31 protein-coding genes are annotated in these 22367 nt (G+C 70.0%); 10 read left to right on the top strand and 21 right to left on the bottom strand.

Annotated features, from left to right (window positions below; translation table 11 throughout):
* From HLK59_RS10210 to HLK59_RS10180, 7 genes are all read left to right on the top strand, one after another.
* Nucleotides 1–570, top strand: a 570-nt coding sequence (locus HLK59_RS10210; protein WP_206326974.1) for a hypothetical protein, incomplete at its 5' end; no start/stop codon positions are given.
* 47 nt (nucleotides 571–617) lie between these two features.
* A complete protein-coding gene (locus tag HLK59_RS10205; RefSeq protein ID WP_171141001.1) occupies nucleotides 618–887 on the top strand; it encodes a hypothetical protein in 270 nt (89 codons plus the stop codon).
* A 92-nt stretch (nucleotides 888–979) separates the two neighbouring features.
* The gene (locus HLK59_RS10200) at nucleotides 980–1312 is read left to right on the top strand and encodes a helix-turn-helix domain-containing protein (RefSeq protein WP_171141000.1); all 333 of its coding nucleotides are present in this window, start codon (nucleotides 980–982) and stop codon (nucleotides 1310–1312) included.
* Nucleotides 1313–1315: 3 nt separating this feature from the next.
* On the top strand, nucleotides 1316–1873 hold the full coding sequence (locus HLK59_RS10195) for a hypothetical protein (RefSeq protein WP_171140999.1): 558 nt from the start codon (nucleotides 1316–1318) through the stop codon (nucleotides 1871–1873).
* A 268-nt stretch (nucleotides 1874–2141) separates the two neighbouring features.
* Complete coding sequence (locus tag HLK59_RS10190) at nucleotides 2142–2537, top strand: hypothetical protein (RefSeq protein WP_171140998.1); 396 nt, start codon at nucleotides 2142–2144, stop codon at nucleotides 2535–2537.
* Between the two features lie 155 nt (nucleotides 2538–2692).
* On the top strand, nucleotides 2693–3274 hold the full coding sequence (locus HLK59_RS10185; protein ID WP_171140997.1) for a hypothetical protein: 582 nt from the start codon (nucleotides 2693–2695) through the stop codon (nucleotides 3272–3274).
* The gene (locus tag HLK59_RS10180) at nucleotides 3274–7458 is read left to right on the top strand and encodes a phage tail protein (RefSeq protein WP_171140996.1); all 4185 of its coding nucleotides are present in this window, start codon (nucleotides 3274–3276) and stop codon (nucleotides 7456–7458) included. The genes HLK59_RS10185 and HLK59_RS10180 overlap by 1 nt, the downstream gene beginning before the upstream one ends.
* Nucleotides 7459–7532: 74 nt before the next feature.
* Here HLK59_RS10180 and HLK59_RS10175 read toward each other — a convergent pair whose 3' ends face one another.
* The 18 genes from HLK59_RS10175 to HLK59_RS10090 form a co-directional block, all read right to left on the bottom strand.
* On the bottom strand, nucleotides 7533–8102 hold the full coding sequence (locus HLK59_RS10175; RefSeq protein WP_171140995.1) for a hypothetical protein: 570 nt from the start codon (nucleotides 8100–8102) through the stop codon (nucleotides 7533–7535).
* 279 nt (nucleotides 8103–8381) lie between these two features.
* Nucleotides 8382–8531 carry a hypothetical protein gene (locus HLK59_RS10170; protein WP_171140994.1) on the bottom strand — a complete coding sequence of 50 codons (150 nt, stop codon included), beginning with the start codon at nucleotides 8529–8531 and terminating at the stop codon, nucleotides 8382–8384.
* Nucleotides 8532–8784: 253 nt separating this feature from the next.
* On the bottom strand, nucleotides 8785–9243 hold the full coding sequence (locus HLK59_RS10165; protein ID WP_171140993.1) for a hypothetical protein: 459 nt from the start codon (nucleotides 9241–9243) through the stop codon (nucleotides 8785–8787).
* A gap of 87 nt (nucleotides 9244–9330) precedes the next feature.
* Complete coding sequence (locus HLK59_RS10160) at nucleotides 9331–10176, bottom strand: Scr1 family TA system antitoxin-like transcriptional regulator (RefSeq protein ID WP_171140992.1); 846 nt, start codon at nucleotides 10174–10176, stop codon at nucleotides 9331–9333.
* Nucleotides 10173–10913 (bottom strand): DUF6879 family protein, encoded by a 741-nt coding sequence (locus HLK59_RS10155; protein ID WP_171140991.1) that lies wholly within the window; start codon nucleotides 10911–10913, stop codon nucleotides 10173–10175. Before HLK59_RS10155 ends, HLK59_RS10160 begins: the two co-directional genes overlap by 4 nt.
* 307 nt (nucleotides 10914–11220) lie before the next feature.
* On the bottom strand, nucleotides 11221–13341 hold the full coding sequence (locus HLK59_RS10150) for a cell division protein FtsK (RefSeq protein WP_206326973.1): 2121 nt from the start codon (nucleotides 13339–13341) through the stop codon (nucleotides 11221–11223).
* Between the two features lie 86 nt (nucleotides 13342–13427).
* Entirely contained in the window at nucleotides 13428–13619 is a 192-nt protein-coding gene (locus tag HLK59_RS10145; protein ID WP_171140989.1) for a DUF6257 family protein, read from the bottom strand.
* A gap of 3 nt (nucleotides 13620–13622) precedes the next feature.
* Nucleotides 13623–13847: a hypothetical protein gene (locus tag HLK59_RS10140; protein WP_346779688.1), complete on the bottom strand. Its 225-nt coding sequence runs from the start codon at nucleotides 13845–13847 to the stop codon at nucleotides 13623–13625.
* Between the two features lie 17 nt (nucleotides 13848–13864).
* On the bottom strand, nucleotides 13865–14023 hold the full coding sequence (locus tag HLK59_RS10135; RefSeq protein ID WP_171140988.1) for a pRL2-8: 159 nt from the start codon (nucleotides 14021–14023) through the stop codon (nucleotides 13865–13867).
* Nucleotides 14023–14349 (bottom strand): hypothetical protein, encoded by a 327-nt coding sequence (locus tag HLK59_RS10130; RefSeq protein WP_171140987.1) that lies wholly within the window; start codon nucleotides 14347–14349, stop codon nucleotides 14023–14025. The genes HLK59_RS10135 and HLK59_RS10130 overlap by 1 nt, the downstream gene beginning before the upstream one ends.
* Nucleotides 14346–14522: a hypothetical protein gene (locus tag HLK59_RS10125; protein WP_171140986.1), complete on the bottom strand. Its 177-nt coding sequence runs from the start codon at nucleotides 14520–14522 to the stop codon at nucleotides 14346–14348. The genes HLK59_RS10130 and HLK59_RS10125 overlap by 4 nt, the downstream gene beginning before the upstream one ends.
* Nucleotides 14519–15343, bottom strand: coding sequence for a hypothetical protein (locus tag HLK59_RS10120; protein ID WP_171140985.1), 825 nt, complete (start codon nucleotides 15341–15343; stop codon nucleotides 14519–14521). The genes HLK59_RS10125 and HLK59_RS10120 overlap by 4 nt, the downstream gene beginning before the upstream one ends.
* Nucleotides 15340–15537 carry a hypothetical protein gene (locus tag HLK59_RS10115; RefSeq protein ID WP_171140984.1) on the bottom strand — a complete coding sequence of 66 codons (198 nt, stop codon included), beginning with the start codon at nucleotides 15535–15537 and terminating at the stop codon, nucleotides 15340–15342. The genes HLK59_RS10120 and HLK59_RS10115 overlap by 4 nt, the downstream gene beginning before the upstream one ends.
* Nucleotides 15534–15905 (bottom strand): hypothetical protein, encoded by a 372-nt coding sequence (locus tag HLK59_RS10110; protein WP_171140983.1) that lies wholly within the window; start codon nucleotides 15903–15905, stop codon nucleotides 15534–15536. Before HLK59_RS10110 ends, HLK59_RS10115 begins: the two co-directional genes overlap by 4 nt.
* A complete protein-coding gene (locus tag HLK59_RS10105; protein WP_171140982.1) occupies nucleotides 15902–16195 on the bottom strand; it encodes a hypothetical protein in 294 nt (97 codons plus the stop codon). The genes HLK59_RS10110 and HLK59_RS10105 overlap by 4 nt, the downstream gene beginning before the upstream one ends.
* A complete protein-coding gene (locus HLK59_RS10100; protein ID WP_171140981.1) occupies nucleotides 16192–16860 on the bottom strand; it encodes a hypothetical protein in 669 nt (222 codons plus the stop codon). The genes HLK59_RS10105 and HLK59_RS10100 overlap by 4 nt, the downstream gene beginning before the upstream one ends.
* Complete coding sequence (locus tag HLK59_RS10095; RefSeq protein WP_171140980.1) at nucleotides 16857–17270, bottom strand: hypothetical protein; 414 nt, start codon at nucleotides 17268–17270, stop codon at nucleotides 16857–16859. Before HLK59_RS10095 ends, HLK59_RS10100 begins: the two co-directional genes overlap by 4 nt.
* Complete coding sequence (locus tag HLK59_RS10090; RefSeq protein WP_171140979.1) at nucleotides 17267–17662, bottom strand: hypothetical protein; 396 nt, start codon at nucleotides 17660–17662, stop codon at nucleotides 17267–17269. The genes HLK59_RS10095 and HLK59_RS10090 overlap by 4 nt, the downstream gene beginning before the upstream one ends.
* Before the next feature lie 215 nt (nucleotides 17663–17877).
* On the opposite strand from HLK59_RS10090, the gene HLK59_RS10085 reads away from it, so the two are divergent.
* The 3 genes from HLK59_RS10085 (at nucleotide 17878) to mug (ending at nucleotide 20244) form a co-directional block, all read left to right on the top strand.
* Nucleotides 17878–18093, top strand: coding sequence for a hypothetical protein (locus HLK59_RS10085; RefSeq protein ID WP_171140978.1), 216 nt, complete (start codon nucleotides 17878–17880; stop codon nucleotides 18091–18093).
* A gap of 133 nt (nucleotides 18094–18226) precedes the next feature.
* A complete protein-coding gene (purB, locus tag HLK59_RS10080) occupies nucleotides 18227–19669 on the top strand; it encodes an adenylosuccinate lyase (protein WP_046263405.1) in 1443 nt (480 codons plus the stop codon).
* A gap of 29 nt (nucleotides 19670–19698) precedes the next feature.
* Entirely contained in the window at nucleotides 19699–20244 is a 546-nt protein-coding gene (gene mug / locus HLK59_RS10075; protein WP_171140977.1) for a G/U mismatch-specific DNA glycosylase, read from the top strand.
* 4 nt (nucleotides 20245–20248) lie between these two features.
* Here mug and HLK59_RS10070 read toward each other — a convergent pair whose 3' ends face one another.
* The 3 genes from HLK59_RS10070 to HLK59_RS10060 are packed head-to-tail and all read right to left on the bottom strand — an operon-like array spanning nucleotide 20249 to nucleotide 22324.
* Nucleotides 20249–20635, bottom strand: a complete 387-nt coding sequence (locus HLK59_RS10070; protein ID WP_171140976.1) for a hypothetical protein — start codon at nucleotides 20633–20635, stop codon at nucleotides 20249–20251.
* Between the two features lie 41 nt (nucleotides 20636–20676).
* Nucleotides 20677–21402: an ABC transporter permease gene (locus HLK59_RS10065; protein ID WP_171140975.1), complete on the bottom strand. Its 726-nt coding sequence runs from the start codon at nucleotides 21400–21402 to the stop codon at nucleotides 20677–20679.
* A 1-nt stretch (nucleotide 21403) separates the two neighbouring features.
* On the bottom strand, nucleotides 21404–22324 hold the full coding sequence (locus HLK59_RS10060) for an ABC transporter ATP-binding protein (protein ID WP_171140974.1): 921 nt from the start codon (nucleotides 22322–22324) through the stop codon (nucleotides 21404–21406).
* Between the last annotated feature and the right edge of the window lie 43 nt (nucleotides 22325–22367).

Raw genomic sequence — 22367 nt, 5'->3', positions numbered from 1 at the left:
GGTACGGATCATGTCGGGGCGGGGCGGTGCAAGTTGCATGGTGGGCGGACGCCGAGTCAGGCGGTGTCTGCGGTGCCGCGGGCGGTTGAGGCACGGGCGCGGGCTGCGGTGGCGACGTACGGGGTGCCGGTTGAGACGACGGCGACGCAGGCTCTGCTCGACGAGGTACAGCGGACTGCTGGGCATGTGGCGTGGCTGGGAGACCGGGTCCGGGAGTTGGATTACGAGGTCGCGGCTGGCGAGAACGTTGAGCATCCGCTGGTGTGGGGTGTGACTCGTCGGAAGATCGGCGGGGATGACGCTGGGATCACCGAGGAGGCCGCTGCGAGTGTCTGGTTGAAGCTGTACCAGCAGGAGAGGGCGCACCTGGTGCGCGTTGCTGAGGCCGCGATCCGGGCCGGGATTGAAGAGCGGCGCATCAAGTTGGCGGAGTCTCAGGGCATGCTGATCGCTCTGGCGATCCGCCAGATCTTGGGGGATCTCCACCTCACTGCGGAGCAGCAGGCTCTTGTACCGGTCGTGGTGCCCAGGCGGTTGCGGGAGCTGACGGCGCCGGACGGGGGTGCCTGATGGTGCAGTGTCGGCGGTGTCGGCGTCCGTTGCGGTCGCGTGAGGCGGTGGCCGCCGGGATTGGCGCCCGGTGCGCGCTGCTGACGATTGTGGAGGCCCTGGCTGGTTGCCCGTCGGCGGCACAGTCCGCCGTGGCGTTGACTGCAGCCTTCTTGCAGGGCGCGGACGAGCAGGTGGGGCCGCTGCTCGATGAAGCAGATCTTCGGGGCGTGGCGGGCCTGTTCGCGGCGGCCACGGCTCTGGTGCTGGAGCGGCAACCGGATGGCCGGGTGAGGCTCCAGGCGCTGGGGCTGGCGGCTGCGGAAAGTGGCCAGTGATGGCCTGCCGTCTGCCGGCCGGAGTGCACCTGACGGCGGAGGACTGCGCCCGCCTGGACGCGTTGTTGGTCAAAGCGCTCAGGGAGCTGCACGTGACGAACGGCACTGTGCCTCCCAGGCTGCTGGACGTGGTGACGTACGTCCATGAGGCGGCCGGGGAGTTCCGGGCATCGGTGCTGGTAGAGGCCGGTTCCGGAACTGAGTTCGACGTGCCTGGTTCCGTCAGCGGATCGTCTGCTGCGACAGAGAAGCTGTCCGTGCAGGAAGCAGCACGACTGTCCGGTCTGAGTGACACGTACTGGCGGAGGCTGGCCCGCAGAGGCGACGTTGAGGCGTCGCGGTCGGGCCGCAAGGGCGAGTGGGTTCTCGACGGCGGAAGCGTTGCGGCATGGGTAGCTGAGAGGGGCGAGAAGAAGGCGGGCTGACTCGTGAGCGAGATCACCGGGGACATGCGCCAGCGGTACGGGAGCGTGGCCGATTGGGTTCCGGCAGACGTACTGCCGCGGATCGATCAGGACGAACTCCTTGACCGGCTCGACGAGGCCGAGGCGTTGCGGAAGAGTTTCGAGGCGGCGCCGGCGGACTTCGCTCGCGGCTACGTCGAGCGGGCGCGGAAGATCTGTGCGGCGCCTCCGCGTGACGAGGTTGAGAAGGCCGCCCAGGAGTGGCTGGTCAAGGCGGACCAGGCTTACACGGCGCAGCATGCGGCTGGCTGCCGTGAGCAGGCTCGTCTGATCCGGCTCGCGAACCCGTCGGCGACTCGGCGGGATCGTCGCCCCTCGACCGCACAGACGCGGCACGCGGTTGCGCTGGCTGCGCTGAAGGCGGACATCGCCGCCCAGGTGCAGGTGCAGTACCGCCCGGACACGGCTCGTCATGAGCAGCTGGCCGTGGGTGTCGCTGAGCTGACGAAGCAGGTAGCCGTGATCCAGAAGACGGCTGGCCCAGCGCTGAGCGGGGTGCAGAGCCCGGACCTGACCAAGTGAACGGCCGATACGAGTGGGTGCGCCCCACGGTGCCGGACCCGGAGGACACACGGGGATTGCCTCTGGAGCTATTCGTGTTGGTCCCTGACCAGGTGACGAAGGCCCTCGACGCGCTGGCGGCGAGTGGTGCGACCGTCACCGTCACACCAGCCAGGCCTGACCGTACGCAGCCCTGAACGGCTGCTGTATCCGCCTCACGGGGCGCTCCTTCCGGTGCGTCCGGTTCCTCGAACACATCCCCCCTGACTGCCCGTTGAAAGGGCTCGCCATGACGACTTCTGCCGTACCCACGATCTCTCCCAGCAGTGCCGACGCCCACCGCTCGGAGGTCGCTGGCTTCAAGTCCAGGGCGCCTGAGGTGCGGGACGCCATGTTCGATCTCGTCGAGCAGTTCGGCGCGTTGTGCGACCGGGCGATGAGCCTGGCCTCAGTTGCTGTGTCCCTCGACGAGCGCAGCACCGAACTCACGGACCGGGCCCGTAGGCAGGGTGAGGATGTCCCAGCGCTGCCGTCCGCGTTCGAGGAGCAGGTGCACGCACTGCGGGGCGTGGACGGCGAGTACGGCGTGTGCCTGGCGCGTCTGTGGTCCAGCGGCCGTCGAGGCCGGCGGGCGACCGCGGCGGCACTGCTTGAGCTGTTCGACGCGGTGGAGCGCCGCCGCTGACAATGCGCAGCCCGTCGTCCTCCAATCCGGCGGCAGCCGTATGTCGGGCAGGGCGGGGCTGGCCAGACGCCCGCTGGCTGGCTCCGCTTCCTCTCACTTCCTCGGCCACCTCTCCGGCGGTCGTCCCACACCCTCCCTGAGCACGTGAGGAAGCCATGAGCGACGACCAGTTCGTCACCCATGTGGAGCGCCTGAACGGCATCGCGGAGTCGATGCCCCGGCTGCTCGACGAAGCCTTGACCGGCTGCTCGACGTACGCGGCTGCTCTGTCCGAGCTCGTCCGGAGCGTGGACGAAGAGCACGCGGTGCTGAACGAGCACGCTCGCGCTCACGGCCGTGAGCCGGTACCCGATGTCCTGGACGGCTGCCTGCCGCCTTCTGACGCGGTCCGGTCCCGTCTGCTGGCGGCGGCTCGGCGTGGGCCCGGAGAGCTCGCTGTGGCGCTCGGCAAGGCAGCCCGAGGTCTGGCCTGTGAGCCGGGCGCGGCCACCCCGTACGAAGAGCAGACGCTCGGGGAGTCCGGCAGGGCCGCCGCGGCGCTGCTGGCCTGGACACACCACGGAGTCGAGGCCGAGGACGTCGCGCCGGCCGAACTGATGGCGGACGCGAATCCGCTGGCCGTGGCACTGGTGCTGGCCGACCTCGTGGTGAAACTGGCTGGCCAGACCATGTCCGACGAGGACGTCACGTCGTGGCTCACCGAGGTGGGCGCCGTCTGGGCTCTGGACGGCCGCTGATGAGCGACTACCTGCCCCCGGTCGTCATCGAACTTGAGGGGCGCCCGGACAAGCTCGAACGGGCCCTGGACAGGGGCAAGGCAGAGGTACGGAAGTTCACCGTCGACGTCGGGCGGATGAACGCCACGGTCAAGGTCAAGGCCGAACTCGCCCAGGGCCAGGTCCAGAAGATCCATCGCGAGATCGAGCGGATCAAGCCGACAGTCCGGGTCGGGCTCCGGCTCGATCAGACCGCGCGCGACCGGGTCAAGGCCCAACTGGCAGGCACCCAGTTCGACGCGGGAATCAAGCCCGTCCTCAACGACGCAGCACGTCAACGCGTTGAGACGGCACTGGCACGGCTGACCCGGGACCGCACGGTCAACATCGTCGCGAGTGCCAACACCCGTACGGCTGCCGACGACCTCGCTCTCCTCACTCGGGCGCGTCGTGCGCGAGTCATCGCGGACGCCGACACCCGGGTCGCGGCCGACGACCTGGCGCTGCTGACGCGTGCGCGGACCGTGAATGTCCGGGCGCGCCTGATCGGCGGGCTCGGCTCGCTCGGCGGCAGCAGCGGTGGCGGCATGGGCGGGCGGGGCCTGCTCAAGGCGCTCATCCCGTTCGCGCCGGCGCTCATCCCGATCGCGGCTCAGGCCACCGCGGTCACGACGGAAGTCACTGCGGCCGCCGTCGCGGTCGGTCTGTTCGGCGCGGCGATCGCCGGGCAGGTCGTCGACCTGGCGCGGGCCACGCAGGCGGAGACGAAGTACAAGGACGCGGTCAAGGAACACGGCGCGTCCTCGGAGCAGGCGGCCAAGGCGGAGGCCGAGTACCTGCGGACGGTGAACGCGCTGGACCCGGCGACCCGTGAGGCCGCCGCTGCCTTCGGCGTGTTCAGGGGCGAGTACAAGCAGTGGACCCGGGATCTTGCCGGGGACACGATGCCCGTCGTCACCAAGAGCTTCGCGATCTTCGGTGGTCTGCTGCCGAAGCTGGCGCCGACGGTCAGGGCGACGTCGACCGAGCTGAACCGGATGATGACCGTCCTGGCGGGCGGCATGAACACCGCCGCGTTCGACGGGTTCATGCTCAAGTTCCAGGAGTTCTCCACTGGCGTACTGGCGCGGGCCACGGACGGCCTGGTCAGGTTCATGAGCGCCGTGTCGACCGGTTCGGGGTCGGGCAAGTTCGCCGAGTTCATGGACTATGTCCGCACGGTCGGCCCACAGGTCAGCGCGACCCTCGCCAACGTCGCTGCCGCTCTGGGCCACTTCGTGGCGGCGGCGTCCCAGGTCGGCGTGAGCCTCCTCACCGTGATCAACGCGTTCGCGGGTCTCGTCAACGCGATCCCCACCGACGTCCTCGCGACCCTGTTGCAGTTCGTCGTCGTGTTCAAGCTCGTGCGACTCGCTGCCGTGGGCCTCGCGGGTGGCGCCGGCGGGGTCGCCGCGTTCAGCGCGTCCCTCGCGGCGATGACCGCCGCTTCGGCGGCGGCGGGCGGCGGACTGGTGGGCCTCGCCGCGGCGTTCGGAACGCTATCGAAGGCCGCGAAGCTCAACCTCGTGGCGGTCGGCGTGGGGCTGGCGGTCGTCGCGCTGAGCAAGCTGTCGAACATCGGGAGGGAGGCGCCCCCGAACGTCGACAAGCTGACCCTGAGCCTGGAGAAGCTCGCCCTCACCGGGTCGAACAGCGGCGAGTCCGCGCGGCTGTTCGGCGAGAACTTCGACGATCTGTACGACAAGGTCCGCAACATCACCGACCCGTCGTTCGTGGACCAGGTCCAGAACGGGTTCGTGAAGATCTTCACGGCCGGGCAGGTCGATTCGACCGCGTCGAAGGACGCCCAGGCCTACCTCGACGGAATCGACGACGGCCTCGCGAAGCTCGTCCAGGACGGAAAGATCGACGAGGCGGCTGCGGCGCTGGACATCTTCGCCAAGAAGTACTCGACGAACGCGGCTGAGCAGCAGAAGTTCCGCAACGAGATGGACGAGTACAACGACGGTCTTGCAGCTCACAAGGATGAGCTGGAGATCACGGCGCGCGCTCAGGGACTGTTCGGGACGCAGGCGCAGGAGACGGCATCGCAACTTGCCGCACAGAAGCGGTCTGCCGACGGTCTACGGCAGTCCGTCGAGGCGTTGAACGACGTCAACCGGGCCGCGCTCGGCGGGATGATCGGCTTCGAGGCGAGCATCGACGCAGCGTCGAAGGCCGCAAAGGAGAACGCCGACGTCCTCGACATGGTCAACGGGCAGCTCGACGTGAACAGTCCGAAAGCCCAGGAGGCCGCCACCCGCCTGCAAGATCTGGCGACCAAGACCAAGGAAGCTGCTCTCGCGAACCGTGAGTCGACCGGCACCTGGGAGGGCGCCATCGACATCTACAAGCGAGGCGGGGAGCAGTTCCTCAAAAACGCTGAACTGATGGGCCTGACCAAGACGGAGGCCAAGCTCCTCGCCAGTCAGATCATGCAGATCCCAGACACGGTCAAGATGAACACAGAGGACGCCATCGCTGGACTGGAGTCGTTCAACGCTGCGGTGGAGAAGGCGCCGAACGCCAAGAGTGTCACCCTCAAGGCCCTGTCGAAGGACGCCGAGACAGTACTGGAGCTGTTCGGGTACAAGGTCACGCACCTGAAGAACGGCAAGGTCAAGGTCAGCGTCCAGAACGGCCAGGCCCTTACCGGGATCGGCGACGTGCAGGGCGCGGTCGACGCGCTGCACGGCAAGACCATCACGATCATGACGCAGTACTTCACCGCGAAGAGCCCGGAGCAGCTCGCCGCGGCGCACGGCCGTGCTCGCGGTGGTCTCGCGCCGGGGTACGCGGACGGCGGTAACGCTGCTGTCCAGGCGCATCCGTACGGCGGCCTGATCCGCGGGCCCGGCACGCCCACGTCGGACTCGATCGTGGAGATGTCGCCGAGCGGCGGTATGTACCGCACGTCGGACACGGAGTACATCATCCAGGCGGCGATGGTCCGCAAGTACGGTGTGCCGTTCTTCGACGCCCTCAACGCGGGCCAGCTGAAGCTGGCCGGATACGCGAAGGGCGGTCTCACCAAGAAGCAGAAGGAGGCCGAGAAGCAGGCCCGCAAGGACGCCGTCTCCGACCTGACCATCTCCTACTTCGGGCAGAAGGCCGGCTTCAAGACCACTGAGTTCGCCGGCGCCCTGGGCAAGTCCGACAGCATCGGTGAGCTCGTCAACGCCCTGAACCAGTGGCGCGGCATCATCAAGAAGGCCACCCACGGGGAACAGGAGAAGAGCCTCCTCAAGGCCCTCGACGCGTCCGGCAAGAAGCTGATCGGCCTGGAGAAGAACCTCACCAAGGTCTCCAGCTCACTGGAGAAGGCGAGGGACAAGCTCGACGACCTCAAGGCCAGCGCCGCCCAGCTGAAGGACGCCGTCTCCTCCAGCATCATGAGCAACGCCGGCATCGTGACGCAGGCGCCTCAGGAGGGCTTCGCGCTCACCGCGCAGGACGTCCTGAACAACATGACCGCGCAGGTCTCCAAGAGCCTGACCTTCGCCAACCAGCTGGAACAGCTGAAGAAGCGGGGCCTGAGCGCGGATCTGCTGGAGCAGATCGCCGCCTCTGGTGTGGAGCAGGGCGGTGCGACGGCGGCGGCTCTGGTCGGCGCGGACGACGCGACGATCAAGCAGCTGAACAGCCAGCAGAAGCAGCTGAAGAAGGGCGCCGACGCCGCGGGCACGGCGGTCGCGGACTCGATGTACGGGGCCGGGATCAAGGCGGCCGAGGGCCTGGTGCGGGGCCTGGAGAATCAGCAGAAGGCCATCGAGGCCCAGATGCTGAAGATCGCGAAGGCGATGGAGGCCTCGATCAAGAAGGCGCTCGGGATCAAGAGCCCGAGCACCGTCATGGCGAAGCTCGGCGACCACACCGCGCTGGGCATGGCCCAGGGCATCGCCCGCAGCAGCAAGCACGCGGTCATCGCCGCCCGCGGCATGGCCATGTCGGTCCAGCACGGCGCCACCCTCACCGGGACGGGGCCGTCGTGGGCCGGGGTACGCGCCACCAGCACGGGCGGCGGCGCGGTCATCAACAACTACACGGTGAACGTGAACGTCGAAGGCTCGGTCCGCAGCGACCGCGAGCTGCGGGACGTCGTCGAACAGCAGATGCTCCGGGTCGGCATGCGCAACCCGGCGACCTACCCCTCATACCGGCGCTGATCAGACCGCTACTTTGCGATCGTCCCGCCAGAGGGTGTTCGTGACCGCCGGGGCCTCCGACAGGCCCCGGCACCCTAGCTCTGATCGGGCGGCTCGGCCTCAGTAAGCCGCTCATCATGCAGCAGCTGCCACCACACGCCGTCGGCGTCACGAAACCGCGCGACCGGCCGGGCCCGTACCAACTGGGTGTCCGGGAACCGAGGGGAGTCGAACTCTGCCCCCTTGCCCCGCCCGAGGACGGCGACACCGCCCCCGCCAGCACGCTCGCTCGTCTGCACCCACCGCGAGGGCTCTCCGGCGAAGCTCACCGTCAGCTCGTACACAGGCGCGTCGCTCTCGTTCCGCACCGTGACGAGCCAGTGGTCCGCCCTGACCAAGTCCCCTGTCTCATCGTCGAACTCTCCGCCACCTGCGCTGTACGCCAGCCGGATCTGCCGGGCTTGAGCGCTACGGCGCTCCCCGAGCTGCTCCTGCAACACCTGACGTTCGAGGCGCAGGTTCGCCGCCTGCTCAGCGATGAAGTCACGCTGCTCGCTGATCTGCTGTTGCTGGCTCTTCAGGGTGCCTCGTGCGTAGAAGGCAGCCGCAGCCGCGAATGCGCCTGCTATCCAGGTCGGGGCGTCACCCCAGTTGATCGGACCCATGGCCGGGATCGTACGGCGCGCACGACCCGCCGGTTCAGGGCGTCCCTGTATGCCGTCCGCATGATCCGCGTGGCCCCGACGACCTGAGAGGGGAGAGGACTCCCTGTGTGTGTGCTCGCCTCGGCCGGCGCGCTTCCCAACGGCCCAGCCGAGACGAGCAGTTCAGGGACCCGCCCGCCCACTGTTGCATGGGATGCGTGGGCGGACGGGCGTTCCGATGGGCGGCCACCCTCGCGGGGGACGAGGGCGGCCGCCGTCCTGCCACAGCGTGGCAGGGGCTCATTCAGGTGCGGCCTGGTAGACGTTCCACAGCCGCTCGGCGTCCGTACAGACCGTGCTGTCCACGGCGCACGTGCGACAGCCACTGCTGTGATCAAGGTACGCCCGGTAGGCGCGCTGCGAGCGGCTGAACTCGACGTCACTGGCCACACGTTGGAGGTGGACCGGACCGCTGCCAGCAGGCACGTAGGCCCAGCGGGCCGTGCTCACTGTCGCCGCCGGAGAGGAACCATCTGGTGGTGGTTACGGATTTCGACGTTCAGGTCTGAGACGCGCGACAGGTCTTGGGCTTCGGCCGCCTCGGTACGCTGGCGTACCAGCGCGCTGCATACGTCACAGTCGTCAGGGGGCTCCGGCTGGTCGAGCGGGAGCCCGAGCGTCACCGGCGGATCCATGTCCGTTCTCATCCGAAAGCCTCCCTGGAGGGGCGACCGCCCGGGCCGAACGCAGCGCCGAGCGAAGAGGGATCGGTCAACTGGCCGGTCCCGTCCGGCGGCTCCACCCACCAGCGGCCCTCAAGCGAATGCAGGACCGGCGGGCAGCTGAGGATCCAGCCAGCCGGGTGGACGACGATCTGTCGAATGTCGTCCAGTTCTTGGGCGGCGTCTGCGGGGAGCAGCCACCAGGCGACGTCCCGGTGCACGTCCCCCAGGACCGGGCCGAGACGGTCCGGCGGGATACGGCGGGTTGCCTGCACCGAGCGGACCAGAGGGGCCTCAGCGACAAGCCAGTGCGCGCCGGTAGGGATCTGTGCGAACTGCTCCAGTTCCCACGCACTCCTCACGGCGGCGGGGTCAGGCGCGCAGGACAGTAGCCAGGCCTGGCCGGCCTGCTGCATGGGTCGTGCGGACGGTGCGGGCATGACGTGCACGCTAGGCAAGGCGATTGCGCGGCCGCCCGGCGATTGCGCGTGATTGCGCGAGCAGGGGCGGCGGTTGCCGGCGGTTGCTCAGGACAGGTTGAGGGCAGCGCTCGCGCGCCCGATGAGCCGGTGCGCGGTGGCGTCGTAGACGGCCGAGTCGGCGAGCCAGTCCCACGCCCGTTCGTACAGGGCGATGGACTCCTCGTCGTCCAGCCACATCTCGGTACTGAGGGTCTCGACGATGACGAGGCGCCGGTCGTAGATCCAGAAGCCGTGCGAGGGGCTGCGGCGTAGCTCGGCGGCGAAGGGGATGATGCCGAGCTGCACTGTGTCCATGCCGACCATCGACCGCAAACGGTCCAGCTGGGCGGCCATCACCGGCCGTGGCGCGTTCAGGGCGTAGAGGGCGCCCTCCCATAGCAGGACGCGGAAGCTGCGTTCCGGCTCGTACAGGGCCTGCTGGCGGCGCATGCGGGCGCGGACGGCATCCTCGATGTCGTCGGTCGGCACGTTGCGGAAGGCGGCGTTGGCGGCGAACACGGCACGCGCGTACTCGGGTGTCTGGAAGAGCCCCGGGATTCGGACCACCTCGACGGCGCGCAGCAGCGTCGTCTGCTCCGTCTCCACAAGGCCCTGCTCCTGACGGGAGCGATGACCGTTGGAGTACTGCTTGCGCAGCGACCGGTAGCGGGTCTCCAGCCCGGCTAGCCGCCCCGTCAGCTCGGCGACGACGTCGGGGCGTTCGGAGGCCTCGGCCCATGCGACGAGATCCTCACGGCTGGGGTTCTGCTTGCCGAGCTCGAGACGGCTGACCTTCGAGCGTTGCCAGCCGAGGCGCTCGGCGAATTCCTTGCCGTTCAGGCCGGCCTCGGTGCGCAGCTCGCGCATGCGCGCACCGAGGGAGACGCGCCCGGATTGGTAATCGGTGCTCACACGGTGGAACGTACCCGCTCGGCGAACTCGGCAGCAGAGACGGCGTGATGAAGGGCGGCATCCCGGGCCTGGCACGCGGCCAGGACGTCGGCTGGATCTTCGCTGATGTAGACGCCGAGGGTGGTGTCGTCGGCGTCGAAGGCGAAGCGGAGCAGGGTACGGGAGTCGATGAGCCAGAAGTCGAAGTCCGGCAGGCCGAGCCGTTCGGCGTCGGAGCGCAGCAGGTACCGCATGACTTCGCCGGCGGCGACGTTGCCGGGGGCGCGGGTGAGGAGGAACAGCTGGCCTTCGGTCATGGGCTCGTCGACGATGCGGACTCGACCGAACTGCTTGCCCTGTGCGGTCTGTTCGGTGATGTTGCGGCGCCACGCGTTCGGCTCGTCGCGGGTGACATCCTCACCGGCCTGCCACCGTGCCCAGACTTCGCTGGCGCGGTCGGTGGCGTAGCCGCGGCGGGTCTCGAGCCGCCATGCGGTGTGCTTGAAGTCGGTGAAGACGTGGGCGACTTCGCGGAACGGGGTCAGTTCGGGCTTGGCGGTTCGGGGTGCGAAGCGGGTGAGGAGCTCGCGCGGGACGCGGACGAACGTCTCCGTCTCCTTCACGTCTCGCAGCTGCACGAGGTGCTGCGGGTCCGTCTCCCGCTCGCCCTGGACGAGGATCTCGCCGGTCTCCTCCACCTCGTAGAGAGTGGGGCAGTCTCCTCCGTCGCTGGTCGTGCCGAGGAACCTGAGCGTCATGTCGCCCTCCGGTGTGCGGGGTTGGAGTACAAGGATGCGCAGGATGGCGCGAGGCGGCCCGGAGATTGCAGCGGATTGCGTGTGCCCACATGGCCGGTCCGATTGCGCGCAATGAAGACGCCCCGTCCCCGACGAGCGAGGCGAGGGCCGTCAGTGTGCAGGGAGGGAGGCGCGGCAGGGGAGGCTGAACCCCCGTTTGCGGGGTCCTGGAGGGACCCCGCAACCTGCCTCCCTTGCCTCCCTGACTGGCCATTTGTGCAGGTCATGTACAGGGAGGCAGGTGGGGAGGCGGTGAGGGAGAACTCCCTCAGTCCTCGTCGCCTCCCTCGTCGTCTTCGTCCTCGGGCTCGTCGTCGCGGGCCGCGATCGCGTCGAGGATCCGGTCGAGACTGACGTGCATCTTGCCGCCGCCGGTCTTGTACTCGCCGTGCCCGGCGTCGTCCAGGACGGCCTTGAGGTTCCGGAACGACCAGGTGCCGTACTCGCCCGGGTTGAGGTCCTGGAGACCGTGCAGGACGTCCTGTGTCCGCATCTTCGTCTCGTACCCGAGGACGGCCGCGATGTCCGCGAGGTGGTCGACCGGGGCGAACGCGGGGGCGTCGGCCGGCCCGCCCTCGTACAGGACCATGGCGCGCTCGACGACCGGCGAGATCTCGTCGATGCCTGCCTCTTTCCGCACGTAGTAGGAGCGGATCAGGCCGGGGGTCTTCCCGAAGCCCGCGGCCATGGCGGTGCCGACGTCTTCACCTGCGACGAGGGTGGTCGCCGAGTATCCGTTCTTGTGCATGCCGGTGCCGAGGATCGCGTCGTTGCCCTGGTGGTCGTTGATAGCGAACGCGACCCGGTGGGACACGGTCTTGGAGATCCCGCGCGGCAGGCTCGCCGCATCCGCATCCGGGGTGATCCACAGCAGCATGATGGCCGTCTTCCTGGCCTTCTTGGTGACCTTCAGCGCCAGTTCCTTGGCCTCCTTGCCGTGCTCCTTGTGCCCGAACAACTCGTGGACCTCGTCGAACACGACGATCCGCGGCCGCATGGACGGGTCGCGTTCCGCCATCTCTCGGGTGACCTTGGTGTCCGTGCCGATGCGTTCGAGCTCCTGCCCGCGTCGGGACACCTCACCGGCCAGGGCGCGCAGCGTGTCCATGGCCGCAACCACGTGCTCGTCGTCGTCGCCCTTGACCAGGCTCCGCAGGCGGGGCCGCATCGGGTCGTAGTCGCTGTTGTACGCCAGGACATGCACGTCGATCTCGACCAGCGGATCGAGCATCGCGCCGAGCAGTAGGGCGACGACCAGCGACGACTTACCGCTGCCCATGATCCCGGCGATCAGATAGTTGGCTGCCATCAGCCGGCCGATGACCTGCTCGCCGCGGGCGTTGAGTGCGACGGGTACGCCCTTGAAGAAGTCGGTCGTGCCCTCCGTGAGGAGCGGCCAGGACGGGACCGGCTTGGTGAGGACACCGGTGTCGGCAACCCACAGGTCCAGCACGCCGGCCTGGTCGCGCGGCTCGGTCGGCCACACCTCGATGGGCTTGCGCATCAGGTTGTGCGCCAGGATCTGCTTCTTGTCGGCGATCATCTCGACGGGCACGCCCTCCGGAAGCTGCAACTGCGCGTGCCAGCCGTTGCCCGACCGGGTCGACGGCTGCACCCAACGCGGCTTCCATCCCTCCTTGAGAGCCGCGTTGAGCGGGGCGATGCCGAGCTTGCCCAACGCGCGCATGATGGCGTTCTCGTCGGGCACGACGTCCCGCTCGTCGCCGTCCAGGGGTAGCGCCCAGGCGGGGGCGGTGCGCTGGTTGCGGCCGACCGACCACGCGCCCATCAGGAGCAGCAGCGGCAGCGAGTACAGCAGCGGCTCGAAGATGACCGAGGCGAGGAACGCGATCCAGCCGACGAACTCGACGACCGCGTTCAGCGGGGTGAGGACGTCGCTCAGGTCGTGCCGGTACCAGGCGAGCAGGACGCCCAGGGCAAGGAGGACGCCGGCCGCCCCGGCGAGGGCGGAGGCGATCGCCTTGGGCAGGCTGAGGACCAGCTGAAGCAGGTCCATCCGACGCTTGTGCCTGGCGAAGCGGTAGGCGTACGCGCGCTGTTCCCACTGCCGTACGAGTTCCTCGTTGCCGGACGCCTCGGCGATACGGATCATGCGCTGATGCATGGACGTGGTGCGGGCCTCCCACGCGCGGCGGGACAGGACCCGGGTACCGCCCCACGCGTAGGCGCCATGGCGTACCAGGAGCTGGTACGTCTCGTGCTCGCGGGCCTCGACGACGGCACGGCGCAGGCCCTCCATACGGAGGCGGCGGCGGGGCTCTGCCTCGGTCGCGGGTACGGGGGTACCTGCCGTATCTGACGGCTCGGGTACATCGGGTACGGGTGTACCCGTCGGGTCGATGTGGGCGGGTGCGGTGGTGTCCGTCATGCTGTGATCTCCGGTCGTCCTCAGGGGCGTTCGGGACACGGGGCGCCCGGGTGTACCTGGCCGGGTACGGGCGCCCCGTGGCGTTGCTACTGGCCGCTCTGCTTGCGGCGGAGGGCGCGGGCCTCGATGCGGGCGGCCTTCTGCTTGAGGTCTTCGAGGACCCTGCCGCTGCCGTCGTCGGCGAGGGAGCGCTTGGCCATGCGGGCGACCACGGTGATCATGTGGATCTTCTCGCCCGTCGTGAAGTCGGAGAACTTGATGTCGTCGTTCTTGGCCATGGGTCAGACCTCCTGGGTGTCGTTGCTGGTGGGCTGGGGTTCGGGGGTGGCGGCGGCGATCGCGGCGTGCGCGCGGGCGATGTCGGCCCACAGGGCGCCGGCCGCGGCGAGCGGGGCCGCCTTGTGCGGGTAGTCCGGGCCGTCGGCGTACTTCTCGGCGGCGCGGGCGAGGCTGGCGGCGCGGGTCACGGCGGCATCGGCCATGGTGAGGCGCTGCTGACGGTTCACGGGGTCCTCTTCTCGGGCTAGTTCTGGATCTGGTCGGGCGGGTGGCCGTTGCGCATGTGGTCGACGCACGGCCCGCAGTCCTCGCGCGGCTTGAGCTTGCGGTGAATCGACGGGTCGTAGGCGTGGTGCCAGCGCTGGCGGCACTGGCCGTGCGGGACCGGTCTGCGGAGGGCCATCAGCGGCCCTTGCGGACGTCGCGCCAGGCGGAGCGCAGGATGAGGGCGACGAAGCCGACGGACAGGAAGCCGAGGGCGATCGCGATCGACGCGAACGCGATGCCGACACCGCCGATACAGACGGCGCAGGCGATGGCCAGCCACTCGCCCGCGCCGCGGCCTCGCTGGTGGTGGTGCTCGCACGCGTGCGGCTGGACGACGGGCCGCGCCTGAGCTGCCTTGGCCAGCTCGACGGCGGCGAGCGCGATCTGTACGGCCGCCGTGTTCACCGCGGCTTCTCTGGCGGCGGCCTCCGCCTTGTCGAGGGCGGGATTGGGCTCGGTCATCGCGCCCACCTCTGCATCCGGTGCGCGATGGCCGGCCGGGCGACGACGCCGACGCCGAACGCGACGACGACCGGCTTGGACAGCAGCGCGGCGACCGCGGCCGCGACGGCGGTGAGGAGCGACGGATACAGCAGCAGGAGACCGAGGACGATCCCGAGGAGGATCCACCTCATGACCGCACCCCCATCAGCTCGTCACGGATGCGCTGCGCGCGCGGCTGGCCGATGCCGTACGTCTCCTTCAGGCGCCGTACTCCGGGCGTCTCGTCGGGGAAGTCGAGGCGTACCTGCGGGATGAGCGGGTCCGGGTACACGGGCTCGTCGTCACGCTCGTCGGGGTCCTGACCGCGCCCGGTGAACAGGTCGTGGAGGACGTGGGGGTCGGGCCCGGGTACGGGTACCTCGGCGGCAGGGACAGACGGAAGTACGGGTACCTCCTCGGCCGTCTCCACGGTGAGCGGGGAGGGCTCGGGGCGGGCGACGAGCGGCAGCAGCCGGACGCCCGGAGGCACAGCGAGTGGCACGGCGGGTACGGCCTCGGCGAGCGCCGGGTACGCCTCGGGTACGGGCGGCGCGGGAGCGGGTACGGGGACTCGCTCGACGGCCGCGGTGTACCCCTCCTGCCCACCTTCGAGGGTGGAAGAAAGCTGTGTCTCCTCGCTGCGGGCGAGGGCGTGGGTACGCCACAGCGCGACCGGCACGAGGACCGAGACGACGGTGACCAACTCCAGGTTGACCCGCACCACCCCCGCATCGAGGGCGTGAGCGGCGACCTGCGCGGCGCACATCAGAATGAGCGACAGCGCGACGTCGAGGGCCCGGAACCACTTCAGGGCGGCGATGACGTAGCAGTCGAGGGCGAGGGGGAGCATGACCGCGATCGGCGGCCGTGCTCCCAGGCGGCGGGCCAGTTCGTACTCCGCGATCGCGGTGTAGGCGAGGCCGGCCGCGGTCGAGGTGCGGCGGATCCATGTACGGGTGCTGTCAGTTGTCACGGTGCGCCCACCTCCGGGGCGGCGGCGCGCACGGCACGGTGCGCGGCAAGGGTCATGCCCTCGCGGTCACCGGCGCGGCGCGCGATGACGAGGGCCTCAAGCAGGCAGTCGACGGGCGGCAGCGGCCGGGCCGACCGGGCCGCCGCGCGCAGGGCGGCATGCTCGGTCGGGCGGCGCACGACGGAGGCGTTCACCGCTGTTCCTCTTCGAGGAGCCCGGCCAGCTGGTCGGCGAGTTCGCGCAGCCGGTCGGCATGCGCGTCGAACGTGGCGGCGAGGTCGTACAACTCGGTCGCGTTGAGGGTGCGGGCGTAGCGCCCCTGCTCGACGAACACGCCGAGGGCGCGGGCCTGCGGGCTGGTGGAGTGGGGGGCCTGGCCGAGGAACGCCGTCCAGAGGAGGTCGCCGTCGTGGGTGAGGCGGTGCTCGGGACCCTTGTGGTCGAGGTCGACGCGGTAGGTGTCGGGCCGATGGTCGGCGTGTCCGACGCACCATGAGGGCTCGGGAATGGTGACGTTCCCGTGGTCCTCAGTCAGCAGGGTGACGGTGCGGGGCTCGGTCATGCGGCACGCTCCCGGACCAGGACCATGGGGACGGGCCAGTCGGTGGTGTCGACGCCGTGCCAGTGGGCGAGCAGGCCCCGGATGGTGCCGTCACGCTCGACGGTGTTCTGCTCGGCCGGAACCTGTACCTCGAGCGGGAAGCCGTCCGTGACGAGGCCGCCGGTGAAGTCGCGGTCGTGGTCGCGGGTCTCGGTGACCATGGCCTGGCAGGCGGCGAGGACGACCGGGAGCGGGGCGCTGAGGAACTCCCAGCGGGAGAAGGCGAACCGGCTGATGGTGCGGCTGCTCACTGGTCCTCCCCGGTGGGGAGGGTGACGGCCTGGCCCCAGGTCTTGCCCTCGTCGAGGGCGGCGTGGGCCTGGTCGGCGGTGACGTATCCGGTGACGGGGTGTTCGGCGATCCGTTCGCGCAGGTAGCGGGCGGTCCAGGCGGCGCCCATGTGGGGCCCGTCGTCGAGGAGGCTGTTGAGCGCGATGCGGGCGTGCACGACGCGGGTGGTGAGCAGCTGGTCGTGCGCTGCGGTCCCGCCGAGGGTCGCGGGGTGGGGGATGTCGATGGCTTCCAGCACGGCGGCTAGGAGGCCGCGGATGCCGTCGGGCAGGTCCGGCATGGTCCGGTGCCCGTTGTGGACGGCGCCGACGTTCTGCGTGAGCGTGTCGAGCTCCGTGGCGGCGGCCCGTAGGCCTTCCGCCAGCTGGTCGCCCTCGGCCAGCGGGACTTCCGTCTTCAGGTCGCCGTGGACGTAGAGCAAGGGCTCGGCGCCGGCGGCGTGGACGAAGCCAACGCTGACGGGCCAGCCGGTGCGGTCGGCAGCGCGGTCGTGGTTGGAGTGGTCGGCGTGTGGGTCGGTCTCGGTGCAGAGGCCGGGGTAGACGGGGCACGTCTGCTGTGGCGCCGGGTGGGGCAGGGCGCCCACCGCGGGGGTGGGCGCCTGCTCGGCGGGCGTGAAGTTCACCGGGTGCCTCCGGCCTGCTCCGTGCGGAGCTGCTTGGCCAGACGCCAGGTGTCGGCCCTGACGGTGTTCGGGTCGGCGCCCTGCTTGAGGGAGTCGGCCAGCAGGTCGAGCAGGTAGCCGAAGCCGTCTCCGACTTCAGTCCGGGCGTGCTCGACGGCGGTGAAGGCCCAGACCCGGTCGGTGACCGCAGGGAGTAGGACGGCGGCCATCTCGGGGGCCGTGCCCTGGGACTTGAAGGCCTTCGCCATGGTGGTGGGCAGCGCGTCGGCGATGTCGTCGAGGGCTGCGGCCGGGTTGCTGGAGGTGCGGGCCTCGTCGTAGAGGCTGCTGGCCACGGCCGTGGCGAAGGCCTGGCAGGTGAGGGTGTCCTCGACGGCGCGGTCGGCGGCGGGGCGGCGGGTCCGGGTCATCGGGCACCGCCGGCGAACGCGGCGATCAGGGCGACGGCGGCGCGGTACTCGGGCTTGCGCGGGGAGTAGGCGGCGGTGAGGCGGGCGACCTGGCCGAGGGTGTAGCGGCCCACGGTGTGGGTGCGGTGGGTACGGCCTCCGGCGACGGTGCGGCGGGTGCGTGCGGTCTGGGTGGGGGTGATGCCGCACCGCTTCGCCGCGGTGCGGAGGCCGTTGGTGCAGCCGGTCACGGTGCTCTTCTCGACGCCGGCCGCGAGCGCGATCGTGGCGAGGGAGCGGGGGCGGCGGTGGCAGCTGGCGGCGAGACGAGTCTTGGCCGAGCGGCCTCGGAGGGTGGCGCGAAGTTCGCGGCGCGTGGCGCGGCGGTCGCGGCGAATGGCAGACTTCTGCATCAGCGGTCTCCTGGTCTAAGCAGGTAGGTCCGTCAGGCCCTCGGCTGGTGTTGCGAGCACCGGACGGGGGCCGCTTGCGTTGTCAGCTGGTTTCCCTCGCCGACAACCCCACAATAGGGAACATCATGTTCCCTCGTCAAGCTCTCTAACCATAGACAATGATGCGAGTCTGCGTAACATCAGGTTCCATGACGACGAATGGAACACTATGTGCCATGGATAAGCGATCACTGACGCAGGTAGCCCAGCGCTTTCGCGAGGCCGAAGCACGGACGGAGATCCTGCGTCAGGAGCTGGCCGCAGCGATCCGCCAGGCCGACGAGGACGATGTGCCGCAGAAGGACATCTGCGAGGCGACCGGCTACACGCGTCAGCAGGTGCGCCGCATCGTGCTGGCTGGGGAGGACGCCGAGACAGCCGCAGAAACCTGACGGCACGGGCGGCCGTCTCACACTCATCTCACAGACCCACAGAAGAGCGCAGGTCGGAACGCATCCGACCTGCGCTCTCTGGACTGCATGGACGTGGCAGAGCCCTCACGGACGCCGGGTAAACTCCGTCCACGTGACTTCTGCTCCCGCCAAGCCCCGCATCCCGAACGTCCTCGCCGGACGCTACGCCTCCGCCGAGCTCGCCACGCTCTGGTCGCCCGAGCAGAAGGTGAAGCTGGAGCGGCAGCTCTGGCTCGCCGTGCTGCGGGCCCAGAAGGACCTCGGCATCGAGGTGCCGGACGAGGCGATCGCCGACTACGAGCGTGTCCTGGACACCGTCGACCTGGCCTCCATCGCCGAGCGCGAGAAGGTCACGCGGCACGATGTGAAGGCGCGGATCGAGGAGTTCAACGACCTCGCCGGGCACGAGCACGTCCACAAGGGCATGACCTCGCGCGACCTCACCGAGAACGTCGAGCAGCTTCAGATCCGGCTCTCGCTGGAGCTGATGCGCGACCGTACGGTGGCCGTCCTGGCCCGGCTGGCCAAGCTGGCCGGCGAGTACGGCGAGCTGGTCATGGCCGGCCGCTCGCACAACGTCGCCGCGCAGGCCACGACCCTCGGCAAGCGTTTCGCGACCGCCGCCGACGAGCTGCTCGTCGCCCACGGCCGGGTCGAGGAGCTCCTGGGCCGCTACCCGCTGCGCGGGATCAAGGGCCCGGTCGGCACCGCGCAGGACATGCTCGACCTGCTCGGCGGCGACGCGGCGAAGCTGGCGGACCTGGAGCAGCGGATCGCGCGGCACCTGGGGTTCTCGCAGGCGTTCACCTCGGTCGGCCAGGTCTACCCGCGCTCCCTGGACTACGAGGTCGTCACCGCGCTGGTGCAGCTGGCGGCGGCGCCGTCCTCGATCGCGAAGACGATCCGGCTGATGGCCGGGCACGAGCTGGTGACCGAGGGCTTCAAGCCGGGCCAGGTCGGCTCCTCCGCGATGCCGCACAAGATGAACACGCGGTCCTGCGAGCGCGTCAACGGCCTCATGGTCATCCTGCGCGGCTACGCGTCCATGACCGGCGAGCTGGCGGGCGACCAGTGGAACGAGGGCGATGTGTCCTGCTCGGTGGTGCGCCGGGTCGCGCTGCCGGACGCGTTCTTCGCGCTCGACGGTCTGCTGGAGACGTTCCTCACCGTCCTCGACGAGTTCGGCGCCTTCCCGGCGGTCGTCGCCCGTGAGCTGGACCGCTACCTGCCGTTCCTCGCCACCACCAAGGTGCTGATGGGCGCGGTTCGGGCGGGTGTCGGCCGTGAGGTCGCGCACGAGGCGATCAAGGAGAACGCCGTCGCCTCGGCGCTCGCGATGCGCGAGCAGGGCGCCGAGCGCAACGAGCTCCTCGACAAGCTGGCCGCGGACGAGCGCATCCCGCTCGACCGGGCTCAGCTGGACGCGCTGATGGCGGACAAGCTGTCCTTCACGGGCGCCGCGGCCGACCAGGTCGGTGTGGTCGTCGGCCGGATCGAGGAGATCGTGAAGCAGCACCCGGAGGCGGCCGGATACACGCCCGGCGCGATCCTCTGATCCGCCGCACCGGCTGACCACCGCACGCGATGGCGCGCTTCACCCCCGCGGAGCTGGAGGCCGCCCGCGACCGTCTGGTACCGGACGTCGTCGCGGACGGTCTCCATGTGCTGTTCTGCGGTATCAACCCGGGTCTGATGACCGCCGCGACGGGCCATCACTTCGCTCGTCCCGGCAACCGCTTCTGGCCGGTCCTTCATCTGTCCGGGTTCACGCCTCGGCTGATGAAGCCCTCGGAGCAGGAGGAGCTGCTGTCCTACGGGCTCGGCATCACGAACGTCGTGGCGCGGGCGACCGCGCGGGCGGACGAGCTGAGCGCGGAGGAGTATCGCGAGGGCGGGCGGCAACTGGCGCTCAAGGTGGCACGGTTGCGGCCCCGCTGGCTGGCGGTGGTCGGAGTCACCGCGTACCGGGCGGCGTTCGATGACAGGAAGGCCCGGATGGGTCCGCAGGAGCGGACGTTCGGGGACACGCATGTGTGGGTGCTGCCGAATCCGAGCGGGCTGAACGCGCACTGGACGGCGGCGACGATGGCGGAGGAGTTCGGGCGGTTGCGGGAGGCGGCGCAGGCCTGACGGATCAGGGTGGGTCGATGTCCGTGACGAGCACCCCGAGTTGGGGCTGCTCCTCGGCGTTCCGGTCGGCGACCGCCAGGGTGACCCAGCGGTCGCCGCCGGGCACGTCCCACGTGCGCAGGTCGACCGCCAGGTCGGCGAGTATCGCCCAGGCCTCGGGTATGTCCTCACCTCGCGCGATGCGCTCCTGGAGCGTGACCGTCCCCCAACCCGACGGCTCTCCCCACCGGTGCGTCAGCCGTTCGCCGAGAGCCGCCTCGTAGGCGTAGCAATCACTCGCGTTCGGCCAATCCCCTGGCCCTAACCACGCGATGTGGTACCCGCTGTGCTCCGCGGGGAAGTCCCGGACGCACAGCGCGTCGATCAGGGCGAGATCCTTCGCGATGTCCATGTGATCCAGTAAACCGGGTCCCACTGACAACTGGCGTGCCGTCAGGCATCCCTGCGCCGCACGCTCCACGCGCCCGCCGCCAGTACCGCGCCCGTCCACAGCGCGGTCACCCCCAGCCCTGTCCACGGCCCGAGCCGGCCCTCGTAGGACTCGTGCAGGACCACCTGTCCGGCCCGGTCCGGCAGGAAGTCCGTCGCGCCGCCCACCGCGTCCCCGATCACGAACGAGACGACGAGGACGAACGGGATGAGCAGCGAGAGCGCGCCCGTCCCGCTGCGCAGCAGGGCCGTGAGGCCGGCCGCGAGCAGCGCCATCAGCATGAGGTAGAGGCCGCAGCCCACCACGCCGCGTGCCTGCTCGGCCGTGGTGAGACCGCTCGCCGCGTCGCCCAGGCCCGCTTTCGCGACCAGGAGCGCGGCAAGGGCTGTCGCCAGCCCGACGACCAGGGTCGGTACGGCGATCGCGGTCAGCTTGGCCGCGTACCAGCGTCCGCGTCGCGGCACGGCGGCGAGCGAGAGCCGCAGCGCACCACTGTGGAACTCCGAGGACACGGCCATGGCGCCGAAGGAGATCGCGGCGATCTGACCGGGTGCGACCCCGGACAACGCCGTGAACAGCGGGTCGAAGTCGGGGTCGGACGTCTCGGAGACACCGGCGAGCGCGGAGAACGCCGTGGTCGCCGCGAACAGCGCCGACAGCGCCCCGAGGAGCGAGCGGAGCGTACGGATCTTGAGCCACTCGGCGTGCAGAACGGGTGCGTAGGGCATGTCAGGCCTCCTGCGGCTGTGCGGTGAACTCGGCTTCGGTGGCCGTGAGGTCCAGATAGGCCTGCTCCAACGTGCCTTCCTCGGCGGTCAGTTCGAGGATCGGGATGCCCGCGGCGGACGCGAGGCGGCCGATCTCGTCGACGCGCGCGTGGTGCACGGTCCAGTGCCCGTCCTCGTGCTCGACGGCGTGGTGGCCGTGCTCCGCCAGGACGGCTTCGAGGGTGGCGGGGTCCGTGGTGCGGATCCGTACCCGAGGCCGCACGCGTGCGTGGATGAATCCGCGCATCGGGGTGTCGGCGAGGAGCCTGCCCCTGCCGAGGACCACGAGGTGGTCGGCGAAGGACGCCGTCTCGTTCATGAGATGGCTGGAGACCAGGACCGTGCGCCCCTCCCCCGCGAGCCGGCGCAGCAATCCGCGGATCCAGATGATGCCTTCGGGGTCCAGGCCGTTGGAGGGCTCGTCGAGCATGACCACCTCGGGGTCGCCGAGCAGCGCGGCCGCGATGCCGAGCCGCTGGCGCATGCCCAGGGAGTACGTCCTCACCCGGCGCCGGGCCACGGGGGCGAGGCCGGTCTCCTCCAGGAGTTCGTCGACGCGGCTGTCCGGGATGCGGTTGCTCGTGGCCAGCGTGCGCAGGTGGTCGCGGCCGGTGCGGGAGCCGTGCGCGGCCTGCGCGTCGAGCAGGGCGCCGACGTGGCGCAGGGGTTCGGCGAGACCTGCGTAGGCGCGGCCGCCGATCGTGGCGGTGCCGGACGTCGGCCGGTCGAGGCCGAGCACCAGCCGCATGGTGGTGGACTTGCCGGCTCCGTTGGGGCCGAGGAAGCCGGTGACCCGGCCGGGCAGGACGGTGAAGGTGAGGTCGTCCACGGCTCGTCGGGGGCCGAACTCCTTGGTCAGGTTCCGGACTTCGATGCTGGTCATGGCTGAAGCCTGGCCGGTGGGCCGGGGGCGGGGCCTCCCCCGC

The sequence above is a fragment of the Streptomyces sp. S3(2020) genome (genome assembly GCF_013044505.1).
Classification (GTDB): Bacteria; Actinomycetota; Actinomycetes; order Streptomycetales; family Streptomycetaceae; genus Streptomyces.
Note: the sequence above shows the minus strand (reverse complement) of the source record. Positions and strands in the feature narration are given on the sequence as shown.